The sequence below is a fragment of the Methylophilales bacterium MBRSF5 genome (genome assembly GCA_001044335.1).
In the GTDB taxonomy this organism is placed as follows: Bacteria; Pseudomonadota; Gammaproteobacteria; order Burkholderiales; family Methylophilaceae; genus BACL14.
Genome location: CP011001.1, coordinates 56,922 through 83,835 on the forward strand (window position 1 = coordinate 56,922; position 26,914 = coordinate 83,835).

General features: G+C 36.1%; 23 protein-coding genes and 2 pseudogenes. 14 read left to right on the forward strand and 11 right to left on the reverse strand.

Going from position 1 to position 26,914, the window contains the following annotated elements; all coding sequences use genetic code 11:
• The first annotated feature begins 2 nt into the window (after window positions 1-2).
• Both UZ34_00335 and UZ34_00340 read left to right on the forward strand, forming a co-directional pair.
• Complete coding sequence (locus UZ34_00335) at window positions 3-1,973, forward strand: potassium transporter (GenBank protein AKO63941.1); 1,971 nt, start codon at window positions 3-5, stop codon at window positions 1,971-1,973.
• Window positions 1,963-2,952: a hypothetical protein gene (locus tag UZ34_00340; GenBank protein AKO63942.1), complete on the forward strand. Its 990-nt coding sequence runs from the start codon at window positions 1,963-1,965 to the stop codon at window positions 2,950-2,952. Before UZ34_00335 ends, UZ34_00340 begins: the two co-directional genes overlap by 11 nt.
• Here the strand turns inward: UZ34_00340 and UZ34_00345 are convergent.
• Window positions 2,944-3,420: a hypothetical protein gene (locus tag UZ34_00345; protein ID AKO63943.1), complete on the reverse strand. Its 477-nt coding sequence runs from the start codon at window positions 3,418-3,420 to the stop codon at window positions 2,944-2,946. The two genes, UZ34_00340 and UZ34_00345, sit on opposite strands and share 9 nt — an antisense overlap.
• Before the next feature lie 26 nt (window positions 3,421-3,446).
• Here UZ34_00345 and UZ34_00350 point away from each other — a divergent pair, with 26 nt between their 5' ends.
• The 3 genes from UZ34_00350 to UZ34_00360 all read left to right on the forward strand — a co-directional run bounded on the left by UZ34_00350 (window position 3,447) and on the right by UZ34_00360 (window position 7,161).
• A complete protein-coding gene (locus tag UZ34_00350) occupies window positions 3,447-4,874 on the forward strand; it encodes a hypothetical protein (protein AKO63944.1) in 1,428 nt (475 codons plus the stop codon).
• A gap of 107 nt (window positions 4,875-4,981) precedes the next feature.
• A complete protein-coding gene (locus tag UZ34_00355; GenBank protein ID AKO63945.1) occupies window positions 4,982-5,548 on the forward strand; it encodes an alkyl hydroperoxide reductase in 567 nt (188 codons plus the stop codon).
• A gap of 56 nt (window positions 5,549-5,604) precedes the next feature.
• Window positions 5,605-7,161, forward strand: coding sequence for an NADH dehydrogenase (locus UZ34_00360; GenBank protein ID AKO63946.1), 1,557 nt, complete (start codon window positions 5,605-5,607; stop codon window positions 7,159-7,161).
• Here UZ34_00360 and UZ34_00365 read toward each other — a convergent pair whose 3' ends face one another.
• Window positions 7,162-7,767, reverse strand: coding sequence for a hypothetical protein (locus tag UZ34_00365; protein ID AKO63947.1), 606 nt, complete (start codon window positions 7,765-7,767; stop codon window positions 7,162-7,164).
• 91 nt (window positions 7,768-7,858) lie between these two features.
• On the opposite strand from UZ34_00365, the gene UZ34_00370 reads away from it, so the two are divergent.
• Genes UZ34_00370 through UZ34_00385 form a run of 4 tightly spaced genes read left to right on the forward strand, consistent with a single transcriptional unit; the run spans window position 7,859 to window position 12,050 of the window.
• Window positions 7,859-8,890, forward strand: a complete 1,032-nt coding sequence (locus tag UZ34_00370; GenBank protein AKO65114.1) for a phosphoribosylaminoimidazole synthetase — start codon at window positions 7,859-7,861, stop codon at window positions 8,888-8,890.
• Complete coding sequence (locus tag UZ34_00375) at window positions 8,865-9,557, forward strand: hypothetical protein (protein AKO63948.1); 693 nt, start codon at window positions 8,865-8,867, stop codon at window positions 9,555-9,557. Before UZ34_00370 ends, UZ34_00375 begins: the two co-directional genes overlap by 26 nt.
• A gap of 10 nt (window positions 9,558-9,567) precedes the next feature.
• Window positions 9,568-10,830 (forward strand): hypothetical protein, encoded by a 1,263-nt coding sequence (locus UZ34_00380; protein AKO63949.1) that lies wholly within the window; start codon window positions 9,568-9,570, stop codon window positions 10,828-10,830.
• Complete coding sequence (locus UZ34_00385; protein ID AKO63950.1) at window positions 10,830-12,050, forward strand: hypothetical protein; 1,221 nt, start codon at window positions 10,830-10,832, stop codon at window positions 12,048-12,050. Before UZ34_00380 ends, UZ34_00385 begins: the two co-directional genes overlap by 1 nt.
• Here UZ34_00385 and UZ34_00390 read toward each other — a convergent pair.
• From UZ34_00390 to UZ34_00400, 3 genes are read right to left on the reverse strand one after another with little or no spacing between them, the layout of a single operon-like run.
• The gene (locus UZ34_00390) at window positions 12,040-15,087 is read right to left on the reverse strand and encodes an acriflavin resistance protein (GenBank protein ID AKO63951.1); all 3,048 of its coding nucleotides are present in this window, start codon (window positions 15,085-15,087) and stop codon (window positions 12,040-12,042) included. The two genes, UZ34_00385 and UZ34_00390, sit on opposite strands and share 11 nt — an antisense overlap.
• Window positions 15,074-16,147 carry a hypothetical protein gene (locus UZ34_00395; GenBank protein AKO65115.1) on the reverse strand — a complete coding sequence of 358 codons (1,074 nt, stop codon included), beginning with the start codon at window positions 16,145-16,147 and terminating at the stop codon, window positions 15,074-15,076. The genes UZ34_00390 and UZ34_00395 overlap by 14 nt, the downstream gene beginning before the upstream one ends.
• A complete protein-coding gene (locus UZ34_00400) occupies window positions 16,147-16,683 on the reverse strand; it encodes an N-acetyl-anhydromuranmyl-L-alanine amidase (GenBank protein AKO63952.1) in 537 nt (178 codons plus the stop codon). Before UZ34_00400 ends, UZ34_00395 begins: the two co-directional genes overlap by 1 nt.
• A gap of 55 nt (window positions 16,684-16,738) precedes the next feature.
• On the opposite strand from UZ34_00400, the gene UZ34_00405 reads away from it, so the two are divergent.
• Together UZ34_00405 and UZ34_00410 are read left to right on the forward strand one after the other, a co-directional pair.
• Window positions 16,739-17,014 (forward strand): N-acetyl-anhydromuranmyl-L-alanine amidase, encoded by a 276-nt coding sequence (locus UZ34_00405; protein AKO63953.1) that lies wholly within the window; start codon window positions 16,739-16,741, stop codon window positions 17,012-17,014.
• 13 nt (window positions 17,015-17,027) lie between these two features.
• Window positions 17,028-17,252 (forward strand): annotated as a pseudogene (locus UZ34_00410) (hypothetical protein).
• A gap of 145 nt (window positions 17,253-17,397) precedes the next feature.
• Here UZ34_00410 and UZ34_00415 read toward each other — a convergent pair.
• Both UZ34_00415 and UZ34_00420 read right to left on the reverse strand, forming a co-directional pair.
• Entirely contained in the window at window positions 17,398-18,465 is a 1,068-nt protein-coding gene (locus UZ34_00415; GenBank protein AKO63954.1) for a permease, read from the reverse strand.
• The gene (locus UZ34_00420; GenBank protein ID AKO63955.1) at window positions 18,462-19,568 is read right to left on the reverse strand and encodes a permease; all 1,107 of its coding nucleotides are present in this window, start codon (window positions 19,566-19,568) and stop codon (window positions 18,462-18,464) included. Before UZ34_00420 ends, UZ34_00415 begins: the two co-directional genes overlap by 4 nt.
• A gap of 16 nt (window positions 19,569-19,584) precedes the next feature.
• Here UZ34_00420 and UZ34_00425 point away from each other — a divergent pair, with 16 nt between their 5' ends.
• Window positions 19,585-21,063, forward strand: a complete 1,479-nt coding sequence (locus UZ34_00425) for a leucyl aminopeptidase (GenBank protein ID AKO63956.1) — start codon at window positions 19,585-19,587, stop codon at window positions 21,061-21,063.
• Window positions 21,064-21,284: 221 nt separating this feature from the next.
• Window positions 21,285-21,479 (forward strand): annotated as a pseudogene (locus UZ34_00430) (hypothetical protein).
• Here the strand turns inward: UZ34_00430 and UZ34_00435 are convergent.
• Window positions 21,476-21,838, reverse strand: a complete 363-nt coding sequence (locus UZ34_00435; protein ID AKO63957.1) for a hypothetical protein — start codon at window positions 21,836-21,838, stop codon at window positions 21,476-21,478. The pseudogene UZ34_00430 and the gene UZ34_00435 sit on opposite strands and share 4 nt — an antisense overlap.
• Before the next feature lie 66 nt (window positions 21,839-21,904).
• Here UZ34_00435 and UZ34_00440 point away from each other — a divergent pair, with 66 nt between their 5' ends.
• Complete coding sequence (locus UZ34_00440; GenBank protein AKO63958.1) at window positions 21,905-22,762, forward strand: peptidase S11; 858 nt, start codon at window positions 21,905-21,907, stop codon at window positions 22,760-22,762.
• A gap of 1 nt (window position 22,763) precedes the next feature.
• Here UZ34_00440 and UZ34_00445 read toward each other — a convergent pair whose 3' ends face one another.
• The 3 genes from UZ34_00445 to UZ34_00455 form a co-directional block, all read right to left on the reverse strand.
• Window positions 22,764-25,235 (reverse strand): DNA topoisomerase I, encoded by a 2,472-nt coding sequence (locus UZ34_00445; GenBank protein AKO63959.1) that lies wholly within the window; start codon window positions 25,233-25,235, stop codon window positions 22,764-22,766.
• 65 nt (window positions 25,236-25,300) lie between these two features.
• Window positions 25,301-26,134 carry a tRNA 2-thiocytidine biosynthesis protein TtcA gene (locus UZ34_00450; protein AKO63960.1) on the reverse strand — a complete coding sequence of 278 codons (834 nt, stop codon included), beginning with the start codon at window positions 26,132-26,134 and terminating at the stop codon, window positions 25,301-25,303.
• Window positions 26,131-26,883 (reverse strand): pteridine reductase, encoded by a 753-nt coding sequence (locus UZ34_00455; GenBank protein AKO63961.1) that lies wholly within the window; start codon window positions 26,881-26,883, stop codon window positions 26,131-26,133. The genes UZ34_00450 and UZ34_00455 overlap by 4 nt, the downstream gene beginning before the upstream one ends.
• Between the last annotated feature and the right edge of the window lie 31 nt (window positions 26,884-26,914).

Sequence of the window (26,914 nt, forward strand, 5' to 3'; positions counted from 1 at the left end):
TTATGGTCTCATCACTTGAATTAATCATATTGCTTTTGGCTTGCTCGGTTGGCTTGGTTGCAATTCTAAGAAATTTTAAAATGCCCCCCATGATTGCTTATTTTGTTGTTGGTTTAATTTTGGGACCAAGTGTGGCAGGAGTGATTGTCGATTCAGCAGCCAACCATCATTTAGTTGAGTTTGGAATTGTTTTTCTGATGTTCACTATTGGACTTGAATTTAGTTTGCCCACATTAAACTCGATGAGGCAAATTCTTTTTGGAATTGGGCTTTCTCAAGTAGCAATTACATTATTATTTACAGTGATCATTGGGTCAATATTTGGATTATCATTGTCCGAGGGTTTTATTATTGGCTCAGCCATCACGATGTCTTCTACAGCTATTGTTTCAAAAATATTAATGGAACGATTAGATCTTAATACCAGACACGGTAAACTATCAGTTGGGATCTTATTATTCCAAGATTTGGCTGTTATTCTAGTTCTTGTTCTGATTCCATCACTTTCAAATCCTGATGCTAATTTTTTTAATGCATTTTCATTAGTTATCGTAAAGACAGCAGTGTTATTTTCAATTATTTTTAAAGTTGGAAAGCCGGTTATGAATTATTGGTTTGGTATAATTGCTCGGCAAAAATCAAGCGAATTGTTTGTCTTAAATGTTCTCCTTGTAACCCTTTCGTTTTCTTACTTAACACATTTATCAGGTTTATCTTATGCTCTTGGAGCTTTTTTGGCTGGGATGTTGATTTCAGAAACTCACTTTCGATTTCAGGTTGAGTCAGATATAGCTCCATTTAGAGATATTCTGCTGGGCCTATTTTTTATTACTGTTGGGATGATGTTGAACTTAGCAATCTTGATTCAATATTTATTTCCAATTATTGGTTTATTAATTTTTTTAATAGTATTTAAATCTGTGTTAATTACATTTTTGATAAAGATTTTTAAATATGAACTTGGTGTGGGTATTAGAGCTGGAGTAATACTTGCTCACGCCGGGGAATTTAGTTTTGTTATCCTTGCACTTGCTAAACAACAGGATATGCTAAATGATATTTTATTGCAGATTATTTTATCTGTTAGCATTCTATCGATGCTTTTAGCCCCATTTATTATTCAAATAAATGGCAAGATTGCCAGATTTTTATCAAAGTCTTACATAAAAAATGATCAAAAAAATATAGACAATTTAGAACAAATAGCCGAAAAATTTAATGACCATGTAATTTTGTGCGGTTTCGGCAGAAGTGGTCAATACATTGCTAGATTCCTTAAAGAAGAAAATATCAAATACATTGCAATTGATATTGATTCTAACAGGGTCAGTGATGCGACAATTGCGGGTGAAAATGTTGTTTATGGAGATTCTAGTAGATATGATGTTTTAAAAGCAGCTGGTATTGAAAGGGCGAAGGGGTTGATGGTTACATACTCTGATGACCGTGCTTCCCAAAAACTTCTTACAGCTGTAAGGGAGCATAATAAGAATATTCCAATCATTGCTAGAACATTAGATGAAACATCTATTGATAAAATAAGGATGGCTGGTGCGGATGAGGTTGTTCCTGAAGTTCTTGAGGGAAGTTTGATGCTGGCATCTCATGCGCTTGTCATGTTTGATGTACCATTATGGCGAGTTATTAAAAAAATTAGAGAGTTTCGGGAATCAAAATATAAAATTTTTAAGGGATATTTTAAGGGATCTACCGATTTCTCAGAGGACTTAACTAGTCAACAACAACTTTATTCTGTTGAGATATCTAAAAATAGCCACATAAAAGGCTTAATGCTTAAAGATATCCCTTTCGAGGTTTATGGGGTTCAGGTTCATCATTTAAGAAGACCAAATATGCTTGAAGATATACAACCAAGAGATGACATCACATTAGATCGAGGAGATGTCATTGTGCTGCTAGGCTATGTTGAAGAAATCAAATTATTTGAAGTTTTCGCTCAAAATGGCCACTAATTTTAAAATTAATATTATTGGCGGTGGTGTCATCGGCTGTATTCAGGCAATTGAGTTAAAAAAATTAGGTCATGATGTTGCAATTTATGAAAAAAATACCATTGGTTCTGGATCATCTATGTGCGGAGCCGGTATTTTATTTCCCCTTCTTCCCAATAATTATTCAACTGAGGTGTTTGACCTAATTAATAAATCAAAAAAGTATTATTCAGAATTAAGTGAAATACTTAATTCACAATTTGATATTGATATTGAATACCTAAGATCAGGGATGACCGTTATCCTTGATGACTTAAGAGACATTGAATTGTGGTTAAGAGAGAATAAATTATCATTTTCAACAGAAAAATTTAGATCATTTAATGCAATTACGATAGATGATGTGTATCAGATCAATCCAAAAAAGCTAATCCAAGGCCTGCAAAAATACCTAGATTATCTAGGTGTTGAGATTCTAGAAAATAATTTTATTAGCACTGACTTGAAGAATAATTTTTTTGATATTAATGGAAGAAAAATTTCAGGTGACAAGTTTATTTTAGCCTCGGGTGCATGGACTCAGGAATTAGATAATGATTTGCGAGATAAAATTTTCCCAGTCAGAGGTCAATTGATTGAATATAAAAAAACTAATTATATCCAACTGGAACATATTTTATACAAAGATGGTTTTTACCTTCTGCAAAGAAAGAATGGGACATTAATTGCAGGAAGTACATTAGAAAATGTGGGTTTTGATGATAATTTAACCGATCAAGATTTAAGGTTTCTTAAGAAAAATGCGGAGAAAATTATTCCGGAATTAAGTGAACTTGAAGTTATAAATCATTGGTGTGGATTTAGGCCTGGTTCAAAGGATAACATTCCCACCATTGTTCAGGATAAAAAAATAAAGGAAAAATTTTATAACGTAGGTCATTATAGATACGGAATTTCAATGGCTCCAGCATCAGTAAGTAAACTAATTAGTTTATTTTGATGATGTTTCCCAGTCACTAGATTTGCCACCAGTTTTTTTTAATAACTTAATATCGGTTATTTGCATATCTTTAGAAACACCTTTACACATGTCATAAATCGTAAGTAAAGATGCATTCACTGCTACTAAGGCCTCCATCTCCACACCAGTTTTATGAGAAGTTTTGACATTGGCTAACACTTCAATTATTAAATTTCTTTCATGGAGGTCAAAATTGATATCAATATAATCTAAGGGAATTTGATGACATAAGGGAATAATAGCCTCAGTCATTTTTGCAGAATTTATGCCCGCTATTTTAGCTACAGTAAATACATTCCCCTTTTTTATTGAATCTTTTTTGATGGCTTCTAAGATTTCTGGTGTGATGTGAATCACTCCAGATGCCAAAGCAGTGCGCGTTGTTGTCTTTTTATCAGAAATATCAACCATAGTTGCATTTCCATTTTTATCTAAATGAGTTAGCATTTAGTAAGCTCCTTATAGGGTTTCAAATGAATTCACCCAAAAATTTTTTTATAATTTTTCTAATATTTAGTCACCTATCGTGGGCAAATAACTTGCCTGATCTGGGAGAGTTTAGCGATCAATTTATATCCCCATATCAAGAAAAAATGATAGCTAGGGAGATATTATATCAAGTTCATTCTAGTCCAGAGGTAGTTCAGGATGAGGAAATAAATGATTATCTAAATTATCTTGGGGATAAATTAGTTTCAAATAGCGATGCTCCGCAAAGAGACTTTACTTTTTTTGTATTAAAAGATGACGCTATAAATGCTTTTGCAATGCTGGGAGGCTTAATAGGAGTTCATACGGGTCTATTTATTAGTGCAGATAACGAGTCTGAGATAGCAAGCGTCCTTGGGCATGAAATTGCTCATGTGACTCAAAAGCATTTGCAAAGAGTTATTGCTAAACAAGATAGGGATAAATATAAGAGTATCTTTTTACTTGCATTAGGTCTGTTAGCTGCAAGATCAAATCCTCAGGCAGCTGCAGGTGCGATGATGGCATCACAAGCAATGAATGTACAAAATTTTTTAGATTATACGAGGGAGCATGAACAAGAAGCGGATCGTATTGGCATCGATATCTTGTATAAGTCTGGATATAACGTTGGTTCGGCTATAGATTTTTTCAATACCCTTCAAAAGGGAAGCAGATATTCTTCTTCTGCTCCATCGTACTTGAGAACGCATCCAATCACCTCTGATCGTATTTCGGATATCAGCGATCGTTTAAAAGATTATCCCTACAGATATACCAACAACAGTAACTACTTTCATTTTATTCGTGGAAAAGTTCGCGCTTTATACTCAAATGATAACAATATAAAAACTTTTGAGAAAAATATTAAAAATAAAACTTATGTTAACTTGGAAGGAGAGCAATATGCTCTGGCTCTTGCTTACCTAAAAGATAAAAAAATTAATGATGCAGAGAAAATATATTCCAATTTACAAAAAGAAAAAAACCCCCTCATTGATAATTTACATATTGATATTTTATTGCAAAAAAAGGAGTTTGCAGAGGCCAAGAAAGAGCTTGAAAAGCTTTTAATAAAACACCCTTTCTACAGAGCATTTGTTTATCGTTTGGCTGAAGTAAACCTATCCTTGGGTAATTATTCTGAGGTGAAAGAAATGATAGAGCAATATATCTTTAAATACAGGTCTGATCCGAATCTGTATAAGCTATTGGCAAAAGCTTTCAAAGGCTTAAATAAAAATATTGAATACCATGAAAATATGGGTGAATACTTTTATTACCAATACAATTTAAAGGATGCTATTGTCCAATTTGGTATTGCAAAGAATATACGAAGTAATGATTTTTACGCTAAGTCTCGGGTCGAGTCGAGATTAAAACAACTCCAAGCAGAACAACTAATGTTAGAAGAGGGAAGAAAAAATAGATAATTTTTAATAAGTTTTTCTTATCAAAAATATAATAATTATTAATTATACATATCTAATATTATTATCTAAAATACGAATTCAATTCATTTTTATTTAGGAGAATTTGTATGTCTTCATTAATCAATACACAAGTAAAACCATTTAAAGCTCAAGCTTTTCACAATGGTAAATTTGTAGAAGTAACAGAAGAAACATTAAAAGGGAAATGGAACGTTTTCGTTTTCTATCCAGCTGATTTTACATTTGTTTGCCCAACTGAGCTTGGTGATGTGGCTGATCACTACGAAGAGCTTCAGAAGATGGGTGTTGAAGTGTACAGCGTATCAACAGATACTCACTTTACTCACAAAGCATGGCATGATGCTTCAGAAACCATCAAAAAAATTACCTACCCAATGCTAGGTGACCCAACAGGTGCAATTTCAAGAAACTTTGACGTGATGATCGAAGAAGAAGGCCTTGCGTTAAGAGGAACTTTTATTATCGATCCTGATGGCGTTATCAAAACAGCTGAAGTGAATGATCTTGGTATCGGTCGATCAGCAGCAGACCTTGTTAGAAAAGTACAAGCTGCACAACATATTGCTGCAAATCCTGGACAAGTATGCCCAGCATCTTGGAAACCAGGCGCTGAAACACTTGAACCATCTCTTGACCTTGTAGGTAAGATTTAATTTAATTTGGGACTTAGTCTAAACTGAGTCCCTTTTTCAATTTTTAGAGGAAAATTATGGCTTTAGATCAAAATATTAAAAATCAATTATCAACTTACATGGCTAAGATTGAAAATCCCATTGAGATTGTATATTTTGAAAATCAAAGCGAAAAGTCTACTGAAATGGTCAATCTATTGACAGAAGTAGATACGATGTCCCCAAAGATTTCGATCAAAAAGGGAGAAGACTCAACTCATAGAAGTCCCTCGTTCCAAGTTGATCAGCCTGATTATGTAACCGGAATCGTTTTCGCTGGCGTACCTATGGGCCATGAATTTACATCATTCATCCTAGCTATTTTGCAGGTAGGAGGATACCCTTTAAAAATTGAAAAAGACTTAATTGAGCAAATTAAATCAATAAGTGGCTCATATAAATTCGAGACTTATATTTCTTTGAGTTGTCATAACTGCCCTGACGTTGTTCAGGCACTAAACGTGATGTCCCTTCTTAATCCAAATATCACCCACACGATGATTGATGGCGATGTCTACCAAGACGAAGTCAAAAATAAAAAAATCATGTCTGTGCCGACCATTTTTGTAAACAATGAAGAGTTTTATCAAGGTCGAATGGAGCTAGAAGAGATTGTTGCCAAAATTGATTCTCGAAGTGATTCTATTGAATCAGAAAAATTAAACAAGAAAGAAGATTTTGATGTACTGATTGTCGGTGGCGGCCCAGCTGGAGCTTCTTCAGCTGTTTATTCTGCAAGGAAGGGCATAAAAACAGGTATTGTAGCTGAGCGATTTGGTGGACAAGTCATGGATACGCTAGGTATAGAAAATTTTATTTCAATCAAGGCAACAGAGGGCCCTAAGCTTGTAAAGGCGCTTGAGGAGCATGTGCTCGATTATGAGGTTGATGTTATGAATCACCAGCGAGCGAAGAAAATTTATATCCCAAAAAATAAAGAGGAAAAGTTTCACCTAGAGCTAGAAAATGGGGCTAAATTGAAATCCAAGACATTAATCTTATCTACTGGTGCAAGATGGAGAGAGCTTGGAGTTCCCGGAGAAACAGAATTTAAAGGAAAAGGGGTAGCTTACTGCCCTCACTGTGATGGCCCTTTATTTAAGGGTAAGCATGTTGCGGTTATAGGTGGTGGAAATTCAGGCGTTGAAGCAGCCATTGATTTAGCTGGAATTGTTGGGCACGTCACCTTATTTGAATTTATGCCTGCTTTAAAAGCTGATCAGGTACTACAAGATCGATTATATTCATTGAAAAATGTTGATGTGATCTTAAATGCCCAGACCAAAGAAATCCTAGGTGACACAAAAGTCACAGCAATTAAATACTTGGATAGAGGCTCACAAGAAGAGCGAGAGCTTGCCCTTGAAGGCGTATTTATTCAAATTGGCTTGATCCCAAATACGGATTGGTTAAAGGATGACATTAAATTAAGCCAGTATGGAGAAATAGAGGTCAACGATCATGGTGAAACTTCTGTTCCAGGAATTTTTGCTGCGGGCGATGTGACGACCGTTCCATACAAACAAATTATCATTGCCATGGGTGAGGGGTCAAAAGCTGCCCTTGGAGCATTTGACTATCTGATCAGAAACTAATCAGATTATATTTTCTCTTTGTAAGTCTTTTATAAGATTTATGGTAATAGCTCTTTTGGATTTGAGCGACCACTCATCCAAAGCTTGAAATGTGTTAATCAGGGTGTGAAGATCTCGTCTTAGGTGACGAAGACAGTAATTGATCACCTTGTCCTCAATGTGGTAACCGTTTTCTTGTGACTTAATTTTTATGATTTGAAATTTATCTTCATCTGTGAGCGGGGATAAATTAAGAACTAAACCCCATTTTAATCGGCTATGTAAATCCTCATCAATTCCATTGAGTTCGTCTGGTGATCGATCACAGGTAATAATGAGCTTCTTGTTTTGTGATTTGATGTCATTTATTAACATGAAGAGCTCCCTGTTTTGATCATGGCTGAATTGTTGTATATCTTCAATTTTCTCGATATTGGTATTAGTTAAGGACTCTAATAAATGACTTTTTCCTGATCCTTCAGGGCCCCATAAAAAAACTAGTTGTGTTGAAACTGAATCATTATTAAATGCCTGAAGTGATGTAACTATTTCAATATTTTTTCCAGCAACAAAATTTGCAAAATTTTTTTGGGGCACGGGAAGAATGTTTAGCAATAATTGATCCATGACATATATCTTGGTAAATAAAAATGAGTTAAAATTTAGTAATAAATAATTCTACTATAAGCCAGGAAATCAATTGTCTGAAAAAAAAACTATTCCCAATAAAATTGACTATAAATCTTCCGGTGTCGACATTGATGCGGGGGAGAGTTTGGTTGAAAGAATCAAGCCGTTTGCCAAAAAGACTTCTAGACCAGAACTCTTAGGTTCGATTGGGGGATTCGGATCACTTTTTGAAATTCCAGCCGGATATAAAAACCCTGTCTTGGTATCTGGAACAGATGGCGTTGGAACAAAACTAAAACTTGCAATTGAATTAGGTCAGCACGATACAATCGGACAGGACCTGGTTGGAATGTGTGTTAATGATATTTTAGTGCAGGGGGCAGAGCCTTTATTCTTCTTAGATTATTATGCTTGTGGAAAGCTTGAGGTTGAACAGGCCGCGAGTGTAATTGTGGGCATTGCAAGAGGCTGCGAGTTATCAGGATGTTCATTAGCCGGGGGTGAGACAGCTGAGATGCCTGGAATGTACAATGAGGGCGATTATGATTTGGCTGGCTTTGCTGTCGGGATAGTTGAAAAGAATGACATCATTGATGGAAGAGATATAAAAGATGGCGATGTGTTACTAGGCTTGAAATCATCAGGACCACATTCCAACGGGTATTCATTGATAAGAAAAATTATTGAAAGTCATGACATTAATATTCATGATCAAATTGGCGAGCAAACTATCGCCACCCTGTTGATGGAGCCGACTCGACTGTACGTTAAATCAATTTTAAACTTGAAAAAAGAAGTAAAAATTAAGGCAATGTCTCATATCACAGGGGGTGGATTAACTGAAAATCTTCCCAGAAGCTATCCTAATTCTTTTAAAGCACAGATCGATCCTAAGAGCTGGGAGATGCCTTCGATATTTGAATTGATTATGGAAAAAGCAAATCTAAATATTGAAGAAATGTATCGAACTTTCAATTGTGGTATCGGATTTGTTATTATAGTCGACTCATCAGACGTACCTATGGCTAGAGAAATACTTGAAGCAAATGGCGAAGAAGTAACTCAACTGGGACAAATTGAAAAGCGAGAGTCGAATGAGAATTTGGTCACTTATATTTAGCCTACTACTAAGTCACTCCATCCTTGCCAAGGATTTACCTAATTCAATTAACATCACATATGACTTGAGTTTTGAAAAGAAACCTCTGGGCTCTATTGATGTTAAATACAGGAAAGATAAGAGTCGATATAAGATAATTGCATCATCAAACTTCCTTGCTGCCATGAACCTTTTAGGAAATTATCAATTGATTAGCAGCGGTCACATCAAAGGTAATCGTTATTTCCCGGATTCGATTGTGCGAAAAAATTTAAAAAAAGATAAGCAAACAATAACGAGAATTGATTATAAAAAAGAACTAATTCAAATACAAAGTGAAAAAAAATCAAAGGAATATCAATTAAAAAAAGGCACCCAAGACGTATTGAGTTATTTTTTTGAATTCAATGGTTTTGAGAAGCTAGAAGAAAATCATTCTTTTTTTATCTTAGACTCCCATGATTATAAAAAATATACTTACCGAAAAATTAAAGAAGAAAATCTTAAAATAAATGATCGATTTATAGAATGTATCAAATATCAGGGGAGGGTGAATGATGAGGAATTAACCCATGATATTTGGCTTTCAAGAAAAAATCATATCCCAGTGAGAATTATCACGCCCACGCCAATTGGGCTGGTGGTTGACCAGGTAATCTCAAAAGGGAATATCTTTAACTTATTGTGAGCTCACTATTGTGAATATATTTTTATTTAAAAAGATTTCATCCGCACTTCAAGATCACCTAAACTCAGAACATCCAGCGGATTCCAATCTCAGTTATTTTTTTAAGAATAATACCAATCTAGGCGTTAAAGAAAGAGGCGAGGTTGCAGAGACATACTACGGGATCATTCGAAATAAACTCTTATATGAAAACCTTATGCAATCCAGCCAGGTAGAGAATTTAGTCGTTGCGCACTTGATCATCGAAAAAAGTTATTCCGATGAAGAGATTAAGGTTCTATTCCCAGACATTACTATTTCAACAAAAGCCATAAAAGATAGATTAAATAAAATAAGTGATTCCTGGATCCGCTACAGCCTACCTGAATGGATCTTTCGTAAGTTAGCAGAATCATATGATGAAAAAAAAATAAAACTAGTGCTTAATAAATTAATCTCACCCTCTTATCTTGATGTCAGGGTTAATACAATAAAAGAAAAATCTAGAGAAGTTATAATTAAGAATCTTCAAGATAATTTATCAATCAATCCAAAAAAAATAGCCTTGTCAAATCTTAGCCCGATTGGAGTTCGTCTTCCTAGGGGATCGCAAATACAAAACTTACCCATTTTTAAAGATGGTTTAATCGAGGTTCAGGACGAGGGAAGCCAAATATTGTCCTTTATTGTTGATGCTAATAGAAAACATATGGTGGCAGATTTTTGTGCAGGGGCTGGTGGAAAGACTCTTGCTCTTGGAGCGATGATGTCTGGATCAGGTCGTCTTTATGCATTTGATGTGAATGATAAAAGGTTAACGAATTTGAGAAAAAGATTAAAACGATCTGGACTCTCCAATACCGTGTGCCATCATATCAATAATGAAAATGATGTCCGTATTAAGAGATTGAGGGGAAAGTTTGATCGAGTTCTGGTTGATGCTCCCTGTTCTGGACTTGGAACGATTAGAAGAAATCCAGATCTCAAATGGAAACATGACCTAGATACTATTTTTGAGATGCAAAAAAAACAATTAAATATTCTCACAGCGGCTTCAAAATTAACTAAGTTAGGCGGACGACTTATTTATGCTACTTGTAGCTTTATACCAGAGGAAAACGAAGATGTTGTAAATGGTTTTGTAAAAGATAATTCAGGTTTCAAGGTCATGAGCATTCAGCCCATACTCGATAAGTATGATATTGCAGTCACCACAGGCGACTTTTTTAAAACTAAATTTGACGAGCATGATATGGATGGATTTTTCGCAGCTGTATTAGAGAGGGTGTATTAATGAAGACGCTTAATCAAAGGATTGGCGTAGCAGTTATCTTAGCCATTCTATTAGGCCTTATTTTTCGACACTATCAATCATTCCAGTTGGTTGAATTTGTTATTCCAATCTTAGAATTAATTGGTGAAGTCTTTATACTTCTGCTCAAGATGATCATGGTCCCTTTAATCTTCTTTTCATTAACAAGCAGTATTTCCTCTTTGAAAAAAAATAAGAGCTCTCAGCTGTTGTGGAAAGGATCTATATTTTATTATTTGACAACAATGGTTGTTGCAGTCATTTTGATGATGGTTGTAATGAATTTATTTCAAGACAACCTGGGAGGAGGTCAGCTTGTGTTAGAGGGCAATGAGCCCCAGTCAATATTCAACTCTGAAGAACCACATTCACTTAAAGACTCCATAAAGTCACTCATAAAGAATCCATTTGAGGCCTTATCACAAGGAAATATAATGGCTGTCGTTATTTTTGCGATATTTTTTGGTATAGCGTTGAGGTCAGATAATGAACATGTCAAGAAAGTAAAAATATGGGTGGATGGAGTTTTTGAAGTGGTAATGAATATAGTCAATAGCATTATGAAGATCGCCCCAGTTGGAGTATTTGCTTTATTGAGTCTTCTTATTATTCAACAAGAATTAAGTATGTTTTATCAGATTGGTTATTTTATTACCCTTGTTTTTGGGGTTATCACATTCCATGGGGTAGTATTTTTACCATTACTTTTAAAAGTATTTTCAAATGAGAGCATAAAAAGTTTTTGGCAGGGTATTAAAAATGTACTTATAACAGCTTTCGCCACAAGCTCATCCGCAGCAACCCTTCCTGTGACGATGAGTACCCTGGAAAATGATTTCAAGGTCAATAAAAATGTCACTCGATTTATGCTTCCATTGGGGGCGACCATAAATATGGACGGGACTGCACTTTATGAAGCTGCTGTGGCGTTGTTTGTAGCCAGCATGGTTGGAGTAAACCTGGGATTATATGATCAAATTTTACTAGTCTTTCTGGCAATGGCAGCTTCTATTGGGGCTCCAGCTATTCCGAGTGCAGGGATGGTGACCTTGGCCATCGTGCTTAGTGCCCTGAATCTTCCTGTGGAGTATGTGGCCATCTTTATCCCAATAGACAGGCTTATTGATACGTTTCGAACCACTGTGAATGTGGAGGGCGATGTTATTGGCGCCCTAATTATAGATAAGTACTTTAAGTCTTAATTTTTCTAATTAGTTCTGAGGATAGTGAGTAGGATGCTGGTATTACAATTAAAGTAAGCAGCGTTGAGGAAATCATGCCTCCTATGATTGCTACAGAGAGGGGTCCGTTCTCTTCAGATCCTGCCCCAACCCCAAATGCGGCTGGCAGAAGGGCAAGTATTAAAGTCAAAGATGTCATCAACACGGGTCTGAGTCGAACTGGGCATGCGAGTATCAAAGCCTCATCTACTTTTTTACCCTCTTGGATATGATGGTTAGTTAGATCAACCAATAAGATTGAATTTTTAGCTACAAGGCCAACAAGCAGGACGAGACCAATCATCGAATAAATATTCAAACTATTTCCTGTAAGCCATAAAAGAAAAACTCCCCCAATAATTGCAAGTGGCTGTGCAAGCATCACAATAAAGGGCTGGAAGAAAGAATTAAATAAACTGGAGAGGACCATGTATAGAAGAATTGTGGCTAGAGAAAAGATAAAAATAATATTGGAAAATGTCTTACCAAATTCTTTTGCCTGGCCAGAATATTTGATTGAGTATTCGCTAGGTATGATCTGGTTACTTATATTTTCAATATTGTCGATAGCCTCTCCAAGTGGAATACTTGGATTAGTATAAAAGTTAGCCGCATACTGTAATTCTTCTCGACCTATAATTGCTGGACCTAATTTTTCTTTAAACTTCGTAAAATTATCAATCCTGACCAGCTCACCGGATTTTGATCTTACATAAATTTTGTTGAGATCCTGAATATTTTCAAATGACCCCTCCTTGGCTTTAACTCTAATTTCATATCGTTGCCCATCTCCAGGGTCGTCGTTATATTTAGCAATATCATAGCCATTGCTAAGAATAGATATACTGTCTGCAATCTGTTCGGCTGATATCCCAAATGAGGCTGCTTTGTCACGATCAATATCCAGAATCATTTGCGGTAAGTTAAGCTGTAGGTCCAGATCAATATTCCCCATACCATCGATGAGTGATAATTTTTCATTTAACTGATCTGCCAAGCTAGAGACGTTTTCAATTCCAGGACCAATGAGGGAAAATTGTAATTTTTCCGAACGATTTCCTCTGGCAATTGATACTCCTGCGGGGAAGGCCCTTACCCCAGATAGTGAAGCTAAATCTTTTTTAAGTAGGCCCATGATTACTGTTTGACTTCTTTCTCGCTCACCTTTTTCTTTTAAACGAATACTGATATACCCTCTATTGACTTGGCCTCGACTTCCCAGCCCAACAGATGAAAAGACGCTGGCGATATCAGAATCATATTTTTGAATAATAGATTCAACTTCAATTAATTTGCTGACGGTGTAATCCATGTTTGACCCAAGAGGAGTTTTGAAGGTCACAGTGAAGCGACTCTCATCTGTCTCAGGGACAAATTCTTTCTTCGCTGCTTTAAAAAAGTATCCAGACGATAAAACAATTAGTAATGTAATCAGTAAGATTTTTAAACGATGTTTCAAAACATATTGAAGAGAATGTTTATAGTTTTGTTCCAGCTTTTCAAAAAAAGAATTTAGAAAAGTAAAATAATTTTTTTTAGCATCTTGTTTGTTGAGATATCTCGAGCAGAGCATGGGAGTGAGAGTGAGTGACACCAGGAGAGATACAATGATTCCGACCGTAACCACAACTGCAAAAGATTCAAAGAACTTGCCTATGATCCCATCCATATATATTACCGGGGCAAAGATGCTTATTAGGGCAAGGGATGAGGCGAGGACGGCAAATACCACCTCACGACTCCCTTTGATAGCAGCCTCGATATTATTTTTTTCCATTCTTTGATGCCTGAAAATATTTTCTAGAACGACAATCGCATCATCGACAACAACTCCAATTAAGAGTATTAGCGCAAGTAAGGTCATGCTATTAAATGTGTACCCAAAGAAATACATCACTGCTATTGCGCCAAATAGTGAAATAGGGATCGCGGCAGAAATAATGAAAGTTGAACGAATTGATTGCAGAAATATAAATACAACCAGGGCTGCCAACAGGGTTCCTTCAATTATGTGATCGATGAGCGATTTGATCATTTCTTTGATAAATATTGAATCGTCTGTGGATATACCAAGGTTGAGTCCCGGGGGTAGGTTGGGACGAATTTCTGTATCAATCTTCTCTTTCACTTTATCAATGATCTGCACTGTATTAGAATTTGCCACCTTAATAATTCCAAGACCAATGGAGGGGTTAAAATTGTAGCGCGCAATCTGGCGGTAATCGGTTAGGCCATCCTCAATATCAGATATGTCTTTTAATTTGATACTCGTTTTATCACGATAGCTCACAACTAAATTTTCTAGGTCTTTTACCTTATGAAATTCAAGATCAAGCTTGAACATTTTTTCTGACTGGTTTCTAACCAGATAGCCACCCGGCAACTGAATATGCTCTTTTCTAAAAGCAGACTTGAGGTCATCAGCAGTGACATTAAGGGATGCCATTTTTTCCAGGTCGAGATTGACGCGAATGGTTCGATCCCGTCGCCCCCCTAACCGAACCTCTCCGACACCATCAATGGTCTCAATTTTCTTTTTTAAAATATTGCTAGCATATAAGTTAAGTTGTTGTGTGGTCCTATCCCCTGTTAGACCAAGCCACATAATGGGGCTAGCATTTGTCTCTACTTTCCTCACCACGGGCGGGACAATATCATCAGGCAACCTTCGACTTAACTGACTAACCTTGGATTGGACTTCATTAAAGGCAACTTCAATATCTTTATCCAATTCAAAGGTAATTGTGACAACTGAGACACCGGGGGAGGATTGAGACTTGATCGATTCGATTCCGGTTACCGTATTTACCGCAGTTTCAATCAGGTTGGTAATAGAAGAATCAATAATTTCAGGATTGGCTCCCTCAAGTGTTGTTGTGACTGAGAGAACTGGAAATTCGATCATCGGAAAACGATCAACACCAATCTTTTGGTAACCTATGTAGCCGAAAAGGATGAAGATAAAGGAAATCATCCAGGCAAAGACATGCCTTCTAATTGAAATTTCAGGCAGGGTCATTTTCTTTTATTATAATTTTTGCATCATTGGTTAGGTATCCCGCACCATCGACAATGATGTCTTTATTGGCTTCTAGACCATCAATTATCTCAATCCATCCATCTTGTGTGATGCCCGTCTTTACGTTCCTCGCAATAGCTTTGCCATTAAGTGCTTCGTAAACGATGCTACCTGATGGCCTCAACACAACTGATGGCTCCGGAACAGAAACTGAATCCTTTTTATCAAAGACAATGGTACCTTTGACGCTGGCGCCGGCCTGCCAGTCATCTTGTTTTTCAATATCAGCAATTACATCAATGGATCGGCTGTCAGCAATAATCTGAGGTTTGAGTTCCTGGATTGTTGTTGTGTAAGATGATTCAGTAGTCGGTGTTTCAAGAGTAATCTCAATTCCAGGCTTCAAAATATGGGCTAACTTTTCAGGAAACATCACATGCGCCCTGAGTTTTTTATTATTGATAATCTGATAGAGCGGATCCCCAATTTTTACATAGTCTCCAATTGATATTATTTGCTTTTCCACTTTACCAGGAATTGGCGCAAATATTTTAGTGCGACTGTCATTCATTCTTGCTAATCCCAATCGAGCCTCTGCAGATTTGAGCTCCTCTTTCGTCTCCTCTATTTGTACCTCAATAGTTTCCAGAGCATTTGGGGAAATAAAATTTTCATCCACTAATTTCAAGTTTCTTTCATATGTAATTTTTTGATTATTTAGCCTCGCCTGTAATTTTTTAACTTCTGCTTCCGACAGTGATAGTTGATAGCTTGTGTCTGTGCCATCAACTTCAGCCATGATCTGTCCTTTTTCAACGGTTGTTCCTGGACGAACAAAAATCTTGGTAATTTTTCCAGCTACTTCAGAAGCCACAGTGGGATCAATGATTCCTTCGATACTACCGATGGCAGACTCTTGATACCTAAATTCCATTATCTTTGATTTAGTGGTGGTGACGTATATGTCTTTTGATTTGCTGTCTTTACTATCAGCTTCATCAGTTTTGCTGCATGACACAATAAGAAAGATAAAAAATAGGGCAAGTATATTAAGTTTCATTATTTTATTTTTTTCCAATCAAACAAGGGTCCTGGGTCAGTTTTTCTATTCGGAGCAATTTCTGAATGACCAACAATATCTTGGATATTGTATTCTTTTTTCAGACACCCAAGCAATTCTAATAGTTTAATATATTGATCTTCAATATAGGGAGTTTTATCATCACCCTCAAGCTCAATACCGATTGAAAAATCATTGCAGTTTTCTTTTCCTTGATAACTTGATTCTCCAGCATGCCAAGCACGATCAATGCATGAGACAAATTGAATTAGCTCCCCATTTCTTTTTATGAGGAAATGAGCTGAGACTTTTAAATCTTTAATTTCTTTAAAATATGGATGTGCATCAATATCCAACTGATTTAGAAAAAAATCTTCGATATAATTATTGTTATAGATACCTGGAGGCAAGCTAATAGAGTGAATTACAATAATATGTACTGGAATGTTTGCAGGTCTAGAATTAAAATTTGGAGAGGCTAGATGTTTACACCCCGAATACCAGCCGTCAACACTAAAAAAATTGTTTTGCTTCATATTAATAGTAATTATAATTGATAAGCATTTCTTAATTAACTTACAAGGAAAAAATATGCACTTTTTTGATGGGATTATATTTGGAATCATCGATAACGGAGTCTTAATTATGGGCGCACTATTTGGACTAAGTATAGAAAAATATCTACCAAAGTATTTTCATAAAGGAATCGGTACTGTGTTTGGTGCAGGTATAGGTAATGCGGTAAGTGATTTTTTAGGAGGAACACCGATTGCAATCGACTTCGCCTGGGGAACATTTATCGGTTGCTTAGGAACACTAATTTTTATTCCCATCTTTGTTGAAATAAAAAAAATTAAATCCAAATAATTTATTTTTGATAATGTTTTATTTAAAAATTTTTATTGTCTTAATTTATGAATTATTAATCCTCCTAGCTATTGCTTTTATTGCTGGATTTGTATTTTTGATATTTTTTGATAGGCTGGAAAGTAATGCCCTAAGATTTTTACATCAGTTTCTTGTTTGGAGCGCTTGGGGATTTTATTTTATTTTTAGCTGGAAGAGCTTTGGGCAGACACTCCCGATGAGGGCATGGAAGTTAAGATTCAGTTTTGAACAGAAATCCTACAAATTTTTAATTCTTAGGTATATTAAAGTAACCTTTTTTTGGATTTTTTTCCCATTAAATTTTTTAGCAATATTTTTTTTGAAAGATAGATTTTTGCATGACTATAGGACAAAAAATTTGATTACTGTCGTTCAAAATAAAACATTAAATAAATAGCAATTCCTAAGATGACAATTGATGGAATGATGGCAGTAATGATGGGCTCCCAGTCGTTGAGTACTCCAATGTGTCTCAACATTGAATTCATGATCTGATAAACAATCCCAAAAATTATCCCTAGAAACATTTTTAAATATTTACCTCCAGATCGCTCCTGGAAAAAACCAAATGGCACAGCAAATAAAATCATAATGATGGGCATCACGGGCTGAATGATTTTTTCCCAGAATGACACTTCATACCTTGACGTTTTTTGATTATTTTTTTTCAGATAATTAATAAAATCATACAGGTCAAAAATTGACATTCGATCAGGCGAGATGAGTAACACATTCATCATTTCTGGTTTTATCATCGATTTCCATGTGCCTGATGGAATCGTTTTAACATCAAAGCCTTCATCAAGAATAAATGATTGTTTGATCTTCTCGAGCTCCCAGATCCCATTTTGATATCTACCTTTCTCAGCATCAACAATCGATCGTAAAGAAAAATCATTGTCGAATTCATAAATATGAATATTTCTCAATGATGCATCTGGAAGAACATTCTCAATGTTCACAAAATTATTGCCATCCTTCATCCAAACACCAGATTTAAAATCTGTAGTAACTGAACCATCAGTAGAGCTTATTTTAATTTGTTGAGCATTTTTTTCACTGACAGGAGTAATCAGGTTGCCTACCATAAAAGTCAAAACACCAAAGAATAATGAAACGATAATAAGTGATGAGGCTATTTGTATAATAGACATCCCACTCGTTCTCATAACCACTAACTCTGAATTTCCTGATAGTTGGCCTACCGTAAACATTGCCCCAATTAAGCAAGATAAAGGAATAATTTCATATAAATGACCAGGCATACTAAGCGTGATAAAGACAATAATTTTTGAGAGGTCATATTTTCCGGAATTAAGATTTCCTATTTCTTGCAAAAAGTCAAAAAAAGCAAATAAGAATACTAAGCCAATTGCCACAAGGCTGATGTTGATAAAAAATTCAAAATTAATATATTTTGCGAGTTTCATTTCTTGAGTCTGAGGTTTCTCACTTTTGAGGGAAGAAGTGGAAGATTTAAATTTCTCCTCAGCATCAAATAGCTTGCAACACTGATGATAAGTGCGTGAACAATTGCCCCGCCAACATAAGGATTTAATTTGCCCAGATTGATATAACTCTGGGTGACTCCCATAAGGTTGTTATAGATGGCAAAAATCATAATTGCGATGATTATATTGACCGACCTTCCTGTCCTCGGGTTAATAAAACTAAGAGGTATAGCCAAAATTATTAAGACTATTCCGGATATAGGAAGAGATACTCTCCAGACAAATTCTGCAATCTCACGATTTGAATTTGTTGAAAGAAGAAGCGCTGTTGGCATCGCCTCGACCTGATTTACGTCAATGATCGGAGGTAATTTTCTTTCGACTAAAAAGCCGTAATCATCAAACTTTATTTCTGTGAAATTATTATTTTCATGATTGACCTCATAACGCTTTCCTTTTTTAAGGACAATATATTCATCTTTATCAGTACTTGTTGATACTCGACTTCCCTCATTGGAGACAATGATCCCAAGTTTTCCATTTTGTTCGGATTGAACAAAAACATTTTTTACTTTTGAACCTAAGTCACCAAAACCCTCAACGTAGAAAACCCTGTCCTTACTTTTTGATTCTTTGAATGAGCCTGGTGAAATGGTTGCCAGTTCATCCCGGTTTTTTAGACCAGCCTTATATTCCTCAGATTTTTGAGTTGCCCATGGGCTTAGATAAAGGCTAAGAAAACCTATCAATAAAATTATTGGTAGTGAAAAGAAAAGAATAGGCCTGATGAAACTAGTTAAGCCCAAACCTGAACTGAACCAGATCATCATCTCGCTGTCTCTAAACCATCGACTCAAGGTTAATAAAATTGTTAGAAAGAGCGTGAGAGTGAGTAAGATGGGTAGATATTTAAGTAGACTAAAAACCAATATAGTCAGTATTGAATCATTGGGTATAATACCTTTCGATGCTAGCCGGAAAACAACAACACCCCGTTGAGCCACAACGATACCAGAAAGGATAAGTATTGTTGAGAGAGAGTTGTAAAACAACTCATTTTTTAATTTATTTTGATATAACATTTATTAAGGATACTGTATGAAATTTGATATTACCTCAACCGAAAAAATTACCCATGCATCGGATATTATCATATTAGCAATTGATGATAAAAATAACCTTATCAACGGAAATGGTATCAATGAGGTAGATGAGTCTCTTGTTAAAAAATCTTTAAGAAAAGATGTTTTGGGTAATTCTGAAGGTGATACCAATATTCTTAATGATTCGACTGGTACAAGGCAATACCTTTTGGTCCGTGTCAACGATCTTGAAAGTGTTAATATCAAAAGATTAGGTAAGATTTTTAATAAGACGTTTGCTCATTTATCAAAACTGTCCTTTAAGACGGTTCAGATGTGTTTGTGTAAGTTTGCTGAAACAGAAGTTGCAGTGGAGGAGGTTGTTAAGTTGTATGTCAGAGCCTCTTTGCATAATTTCTACAAAATCAATGCAGTCAAAAGCAAGAAAGCTACCCAGGCTCTCGTCAAGAATATCATTCATCTAAATTCCAAGTATCTAAAAGAGGCAAAACAGGGCCTCAAGCTTGGGCAAGCTATCGGTGAGGGGGCAAACCTAACAAAAGATCTCGGTAACTTACCACCAAATTATTGCACCCCAACTTACCTCGGGTCGGTGGCAAAAAAAATAGCCAAAGACAATAAGATGAAGGTTAAGGTGCTTGGCAAAACTGAAATTAACAAGTTAAAGATGGGATCATTTTTATCAGTTGCCAGAGGAAGTCGTGAAGAACCAAAGTTTATTGTTCTTGAGCACATGAAGGGTAACAAGAGTCAAAAACCTATAGTATTGGTTGGCAAGGGAATCACATTTGATGCAGGTGGAATATCCTTAAAACCTGGATTAAATATGGATGAAATGAAATGGGACATGGGTGGCGCTGCAACAGTGCTGGGCGTGATGCATACAGTTGGGAAATTAAACCTCCCATTAAATATTGTGGCTCTGGTACCCAGTTGTGAGAATTTACCTGACGGCTTGGCTGTTAAACCAGGGGATGTCGTGACCAGCATGTCTGGACAAACGATAGAGATTTTGAACACTGATGCTGAGGGAAGATTGATCCTATGTGACGCTCTAACCTACGCTGAAAGGTATAAGCCTGATGCAGTGATTGATGTTGCAACATTAACAGGGGCCTGCGTTATTGCTTTAGGTCATGAAGCAAGTGCGGTATATTCAAATATAGACTCTTTGGCTAGTGAGTTAATCAACGCAGGTGAAAAAGCAAATGACCGCGCATGGCATATGCCGCTTTGGGATGAATACCAGCCATTACTGGATAGTAACTTTGCTGATATGGCGAATATTGGTGGACGCGCTGCAGGTAGTATCACAGCAGCATGCTTTTTGTCTCGTTTTGCAACGAAATATAGCTGGGCACACTTAGATATTGCAGGAACTGCATGGATTTCTGGAGGTAAAGCAAAAGGCTCAACTGGTAGGCCCGTCAATCTTTTATCAGAATTTCTGCTGAGTCGCTTAAAGAGCAAATGACACAAATAGAATTTATCTATAACTTAGATTCATACGAAGAAGGTTTGGCGCTAATTTTAGATAAGCGATACAAGAATCAGAGGACAATGATTTTTTGTGATAACACAGATACAAGTCATGAGCTATCTGATTCTTTGTGGATGAACCCTGGTTTTTATCCAAATATCATATGGAGTGAAAAGATCTCATCGGACGCCCATCCGAGTGAAAACTTTTTAATAGGCAGCCAATTCAATAAACATTTTGATGAGCTTGTGATAAATGTGTCAGGTCGGGAATGCTCTTTTTTTAGCCGTTATGAAAAGAGTCTTGAATTGGTATTAAAGTCAGATAATGAAAAGGCAAGCGCACGGGAACGACTAAAAAAAATCAGAGAATGTGGGTACGAGGTTAAATTAACAGATGCGGCTAATTAACCAACCAACTTTTCATACTCATCGATACTCATCGTTTCATAGCTGCTCAGAGCTTCAACTTCACAAATCCATGATTCATATGGACGGTCATTGACATCCGTTAAGTTATCTAATAATTCTGAGTTAATCCTAGTAATTTTTAAGTCACAGGGGCTAACAAGGTCAGATGCTGTCTTGACTGACTCGATGACACCAAAGGGGTCACCAGATGAAATTTGCTCATTCTCTTTCAGTTCTATGAATACAATATCCCCGAGTAAATCTTGAGCATAGTCAGAAACACCAACCTGAATGTGATTACCTTCTAAAGGTTTAATCCAAATGTGATCCTTAGTTAGTAGCAATTTATCGTTATTCATACGCAATTGTGTGACAAAGAAAAAATAATTGTATATGATTAGCAAAATAAATAAACTTTTAAAAGCATGTTTAAAAGATTAGTAGCTACATTATTCATTCTATTGATTAACAATTTTGCATCTGCAGAATACTTTGACTACTCCAAATACTACAATCAACTAACCATTAAGTCTCCTAAAGCAATCATATATGACGCTGACTCAGGAGATATCATTTTTCAAAAAAAGGCCAATGAAAAAAGTTCGATTGCTTCATTAACCAAATTAATGACCGCGATGGTGTTGATCGATTCAAATTTAGATTTAAATGAAAAAGTAAAAATTACAAAAAAAGATCAAGATAGAATCAAAGGCACCAAGTCACGTTTATGGCTTGGATCAGAATTGACACGAAAAGAATTATTATCTATTGCTTTGATTGCATCTGACAATCGGGCAGCATCCGCACTATCCAATTCATACCCAGGAGGAAAAAAAGCCTTTGTGCAGGCAATGAATGTTAAAGCTAAGCAGCTAGGGATGGATGATACCTCATTTGCAGACCCAACTGGTCTGGATAAAAATAATATTTCCACCGCCATTGATTTGGTAAAGATGACGCAGGCGGCTCAGCAATATCCAATCATCAGGGAGCTTTCCACTTCCTCATACTATGAAGCTTATATTAAGAATAAAAAAATTCGATTGAATTATAACAATACAAATTTATTGGTGAGGCAAGGATTGTGGGATATTGATATCTCTAAGACAGGTTATATCCGGGAGGCTGGAAAATGTCTGATAATGCAAACCAAGGTCATGGACAAGCCGATCATTATGGTATTTTTAAAGTCTTACGGGAAATACACCAGGACTGCAGACGCAAAAAGAGTAAAAAAATGGCTTGAGAGCGTGCATATGCAAGCTAACTTAGCTTCAAAGTAATTTATTTCTTTTTTTTCTTTTTAGAAGCTTTTTCTCGTTCCAACTTAGCTTCAATAATTTGCATCGCTTCTTCAAGAGAGATCGTTTCATAGTCATACTTTTGGTTTAGTGGCGCCTTAGCTTTACCCCTTTGCAAATATGGACCCCATCTTCCTTTAAGCACTTCAATATCCTCAGACGTATTGGAATCAGTACCAATGATTCTCAAGGGTTTATTTTTTTCAATCAACTCCGCAACTAGCTCAACGGCTCTATCGAAAGTAATATCAAAAATATTATCAGCTTTGGGAATAGATTTGAATTTTCCGTCATGGCTCACATAGGGTCCAAAGCGACCAATATTTGCAACCATGGGTTTGCCTGTTTCTGGGTAATCTCCTAAAGCCAAAGGGAGGCTCATTAATTGTTTAGCAACCTGCTCATTGACGTTGCTGATAGGAATATTAGGGGGTATTGAAACTCGTTTGGGTTTAGTTTTGCTATCTTCCTCGGGCATTCCGATTTGAAGATAGGGCCCATAAGGACCCCTTAATAACAATACATCTTTGTCAGTTTCTTGATCATGAAAGATGATCTGTGGTTCATTGGCACCATCTTCTTCGTTAACATTACGTGTGTAATCACAATCTGGATAGCCAGAACAACCAATAAATTTTCCTCTGCGACCCAATCTTGAAAATAATGCCTGACCACATTTTGGACAGGATTCATTAATGTCTTCTTGAGTAATGGCTGCTCTATCAATATTCTCTTTATCAGATATTTGTTGATTGAAGTCCTGCCAAAAACTTTTCAGAATAGGAATCCAATCTTTTGTGTCGGCAGCAATCTCATCGAGATCCGATTCAAGGTTCGCCGTAAATTCATAATCTACGTACTTATCAAAATGTTCGGTCAAGAATTTATTTACTACGATTCCAACATCCGTGGGAGTAAATCTTTTTTTATCAAGTAAGACATATTCACGATCTTGAAGGGTAGATATAATTGAAGCATAAGTTGATGGACGTCCAATTCCATACTCTTCTAAGGTTTTCACTAGGCTTGCCTCACTATATCGGGGTGGAGGTTCGGTAAAGTGCTGTGAACCATAGATTTTTTTTACGGATAACTCTTCACCAATCTCTAGATCAGGTATTTTTTTATCATCAGTATCATCATTTTCTTTATCATCATCACCCTCAATATAGAGTGCCATAAATCCAGGGAAGCGCAGCGTTTGTCCATTTGCTCTAAAAATTGATTCACCTTTGCCAACCTCAAGATCAATGCTTACCGCATCAAACTGAGCCGGAGTCATTTGACAAGCGATGGCCCTTTTCCAGATAATCTCATAAAGTTTAAATTGTTCTGGTGTGAGGAATTGTTTGATTTTTGCTGGTACTCTCTGAATGTCTGTAGGACGAATTGCCTCGTGGGCTTCTTGGGCATTCTTAGATTTTGTCTTATAACCAATTGAATTTGATGGAAGGTAATTTTCATCATAGGTTGTTTTGATGTAATTTCTAATCTGACCGAGTGCCTCGTTGGATAAGCTGAAAGAGTCTGTTCGCATATAGGTGATCAGCCCAACAGTTCCCTCTGCTAAAGAAATTCCTTCATACAATTGCTGTGCAATTCGCATCGTTCTGCTGGTGGTGAATCCCAACTTTCTCACTGCCTCTTGTTGTAATGTGGATGTTGTGAAAGGTGGTGCTGGATTCCGGGTTCTCTTCTTTTTATCTACTCGCCCAACACGACATTTGCCAGATGATTTCAAAAGCAAATCACCAACAATTTGTTCCTGATCTTTTTCTGATGTGATTGTAAATTGTTCAACTTTTTCATTATTTAGTTGAATCAATTTTGAAGAAAATTGCGAACTCTTTTTTGTAGCTTCTAGATGAATGCTCCAATATTCTTTAGATTCAAACTTCTGAATTTCAGCTTCCCTCTCACAAATTAATCTGAGGGCAGGACTCTGAACTCTCCCGGCTGAGAGGCCACGTCGTATCTTTTTCCATAGCAACGGAGATAAGTTAAAGCCAACGAGATAATCAAGCGCTCTTCGAGCTTGTTGAGCATTGACTAAAGACATAGAAACATCTCTTGGTTTTGTGATTGCCTGCTGAATTGCATCTTTGGTAATCTCTTCAAAGATCACTCTTTTAATGATTTTTTGCTCTGCAGAAATTTTTTTCGATTTAAGAATTTCTACAATATGCCATGAAATGGCTTCGCCTTCGCGGTCAGGATCGGTGGCGAGATATATTTCATCAGACTTCTTAGCGGCAGTAATGATGGCATCAAGATATTTTTTATTTCGATCAATGAGCGCGTATTCCATTTCGAAAGATTCTGTATTAATTGCACCTGATTTTGGTAAAAGGTCTCTGACATGCCCATAAGATGCGAGAACATTAAAGTCACCTCCAAGGTACTTATTAATGGTTTTGGCTTTGGATGGTGATTCAACAATTAATAATTTGCTCATAGTTTATCTTTCAAATCGAAAGAGCATCATAAATAGAAAAAATTAAAATGACAAGTTTGGAAAAATTAATGATTAGAGATATCGAAAATTTTTTTTAATTTTTTTAGATTTTTAAAATCATAGAGATTTTTATCTGCAAGGTGAGAGGGTTCTACATTCGTGAGTGATTGGAAAATATTATTTATGCGCCCAGGTTGTTCTTTTTCCCAGGAATTAAGCATGGACTTTACCTTATTTCTTTGCAAGTTTTCTTGAGATCCACATAAATTACATGGAATGATTGGATAATTCATGGTTTTGGAAAAGGAGATGATGTCTTTTTCCTCAATGTAAGCTAGGGGTCGAATAACAATATTAGTCTGATCATCAGATAATAATTTTGGTGGCATCGACTTTAATTTAGAACCAAAAAACATATTCATAAAAAATGTTTCAACAATATCATTTTTATGGTGCCCCAATGCAATCTTATTGGCACCAATTTCTCTGGCAACTCTATAAATAATTCCTCTTCTAAGTCTTGAGCATAATGAACAAGTTGTTTTACCCTCAGGTATTTTTTCTTTCACGATAGAGTAGGTGTCTTCAGTAATAATTTTGTAATCCACACCATGGCTACTTAAATAATTGGGTAGGAGATGTTCTGGAAACCCTGGCTGTTTTTGGTCCAGGTTCATAGCAACGATTGAAAAATCAATCGGAGCCCTTTTCTTGAGAGCAGATAGAAGTGAGAGAAGTGTATAAGAATCTTTACCTCCACTCAAACACACCATCACAACATCTTTATCTTCGATCATATTAAAGTCTGCGATTGCTTTTCCGGTTGCAGAGATTAATTTATTTCTTAATTTAATAAAATTTCCACTGACATTATTGGGTAAAAAAGGGTCTTTGCTCATAATGAAAATGATCTGCCACCGTCCACCTCAAGAACATGACCAGTGGTGTATGAAGCGCTAGTTAACAAATAAAAAATGGCTTCTGAAATATCAGATGGATTACCTATTTTTTTTAATAATGTTTCATTTACAACTTTCTCTCGATAGGTTTTTGAAAACTCATTCTTATCTTCAGGCCATAGAATAGGACCGGGAGCTACAGCGTTTACTCTAATATTTGGAGATAATTCCTGAGCCAGAGAATGTGTTAAGGTCACCAATCCAGCTTTGGCTATTGAGTAGATGATATAACTTTTTTTAGGACTCTTGATACGAGTGTCGGTAATATTCACTATCGATCCTTTGGTTTTTTCTAGGTAAGGTGCAGCATGTTTGGCTAGAAATAAAGGAGCCTTTAAATTACTTCCCAAAAGATCGTTCCAGTCAGCGATGTTTAATTTATTTAACGGGGTGGGATAATAAGATGATGCGTTATTAATTAAAAAATCAAGCCTCTTAAAATGTTTTGTTGTAAAGTCGATGAGATCTTTATAGACATTTTCATCATTTAAGTCCGCTTGAAAAATTTCTGCTGAATTTTTTCTTCTTTTATTGAGTTTTGCCTTTAATTTTTTTGCCTCGTTTTCTGATTGCCGATAGTGAATCAGAACATTCATCCCTTTCCCATGCAGATGCTCAGAAATGTGAGCACCAATTCTTCTAGCCCCACCTGTAATGAGTGCAGTTTTATTTGTGATATTCTCTGTCATTCACATATTATAAATGATGCACATGTCTATA

Bases quoted from the DNA above. Each gene is read 5' to 3' on its own strand.
- UZ34_00335 (AKO63941.1), top strand. From the start codon at position 3: ATGGTCTCATCACTTGAATTAATCATATTGCTTTTGGCTTGCTCGGTT.
- UZ34_00340 (AKO63942.1), top strand. From the start codon at position 1,963: ATGGCCACTAATTTTAAAATTAATATTATTGGCGGTGGTGTCATCGGC.
- UZ34_00345 (AKO63943.1), bottom strand. From the start codon at position 3,420: ATGCTAACTCATTTAGATAAAAATGGAAATGCAACTATGGTTGATATT.
- UZ34_00350 (AKO63944.1), top strand. From the start codon at position 3,447: ATGAATTCACCCAAAAATTTTTTTATAATTTTTCTAATATTTAGTCAC.
- UZ34_00355 (AKO63945.1), top strand. From the start codon at position 4,982: ATGTCTTCATTAATCAATACACAAGTAAAACCATTTAAAGCTCAAGCT.
- UZ34_00360 (AKO63946.1), top strand. From the start codon at position 5,605: ATGGCTTTAGATCAAAATATTAAAAATCAATTATCAACTTACATGGCT.
- UZ34_00365 (AKO63947.1), bottom strand. From the start codon at position 7,767: ATGGATCAATTATTGCTAAACATTCTTCCCGTGCCCCAAAAAAATTTT.
- UZ34_00375 (AKO63948.1), top strand. From the start codon at position 8,865: ATGAGAATTTGGTCACTTATATTTAGCCTACTACTAAGTCACTCCATC.
- UZ34_00385 (AKO63950.1), top strand. From the start codon at position 10,830: ATGAAGACGCTTAATCAAAGGATTGGCGTAGCAGTTATCTTAGCCATT.
- UZ34_00390 (AKO63951.1), bottom strand. From the start codon at position 15,087: ATGACCCTGCCTGAAATTTCAATTAGAAGGCATGTCTTTGCCTGGATG.
- UZ34_00395 (AKO65115.1), bottom strand. From the start codon at position 16,147: ATGAAACTTAATATACTTGCCCTATTTTTTATCTTTCTTATTGTGTCA.
- UZ34_00400 (AKO63952.1), bottom strand. From the start codon at position 16,683: ATGAAGCAAAACAATTTTTTTAGTGTTGACGGCTGGTATTCGGGGTGT.
- UZ34_00405 (AKO63953.1), top strand. From the start codon at position 16,739: ATGCACTTTTTTGATGGGATTATATTTGGAATCATCGATAACGGAGTC.
- UZ34_00415 (AKO63954.1), bottom strand. From the start codon at position 18,465: ATGAAACTCGCAAAATATATTAATTTTGAATTTTTTATCAACATCAGC.
- UZ34_00420 (AKO63955.1), bottom strand. From the start codon at position 19,568: ATGTTATATCAAAATAAATTAAAAAATGAGTTGTTTTACAACTCTCTC.
- UZ34_00425 (AKO63956.1), top strand. From the start codon at position 19,585: ATGAAATTTGATATTACCTCAACCGAAAAAATTACCCATGCATCGGAT.
- UZ34_00435 (AKO63957.1), bottom strand. From the start codon at position 21,838: ATGAATAACGATAAATTGCTACTAACTAAGGATCACATTTGGATTAAA.
- UZ34_00440 (AKO63958.1), top strand. From the start codon at position 21,905: ATGTTTAAAAGATTAGTAGCTACATTATTCATTCTATTGATTAACAAT.
- UZ34_00445 (AKO63959.1), bottom strand. From the start codon at position 25,235: ATGAGCAAATTATTAATTGTTGAATCACCATCCAAAGCCAAAACCATT.
- UZ34_00450 (AKO63960.1), bottom strand. From the start codon at position 26,134: ATGAGCAAAGACCCTTTTTTACCCAATAATGTCAGTGGAAATTTTATT.
- UZ34_00455 (AKO63961.1), bottom strand. From the start codon at position 26,883: ATGACAGAGAATATCACAAATAAAACTGCACTCATTACAGGTGGGGCT.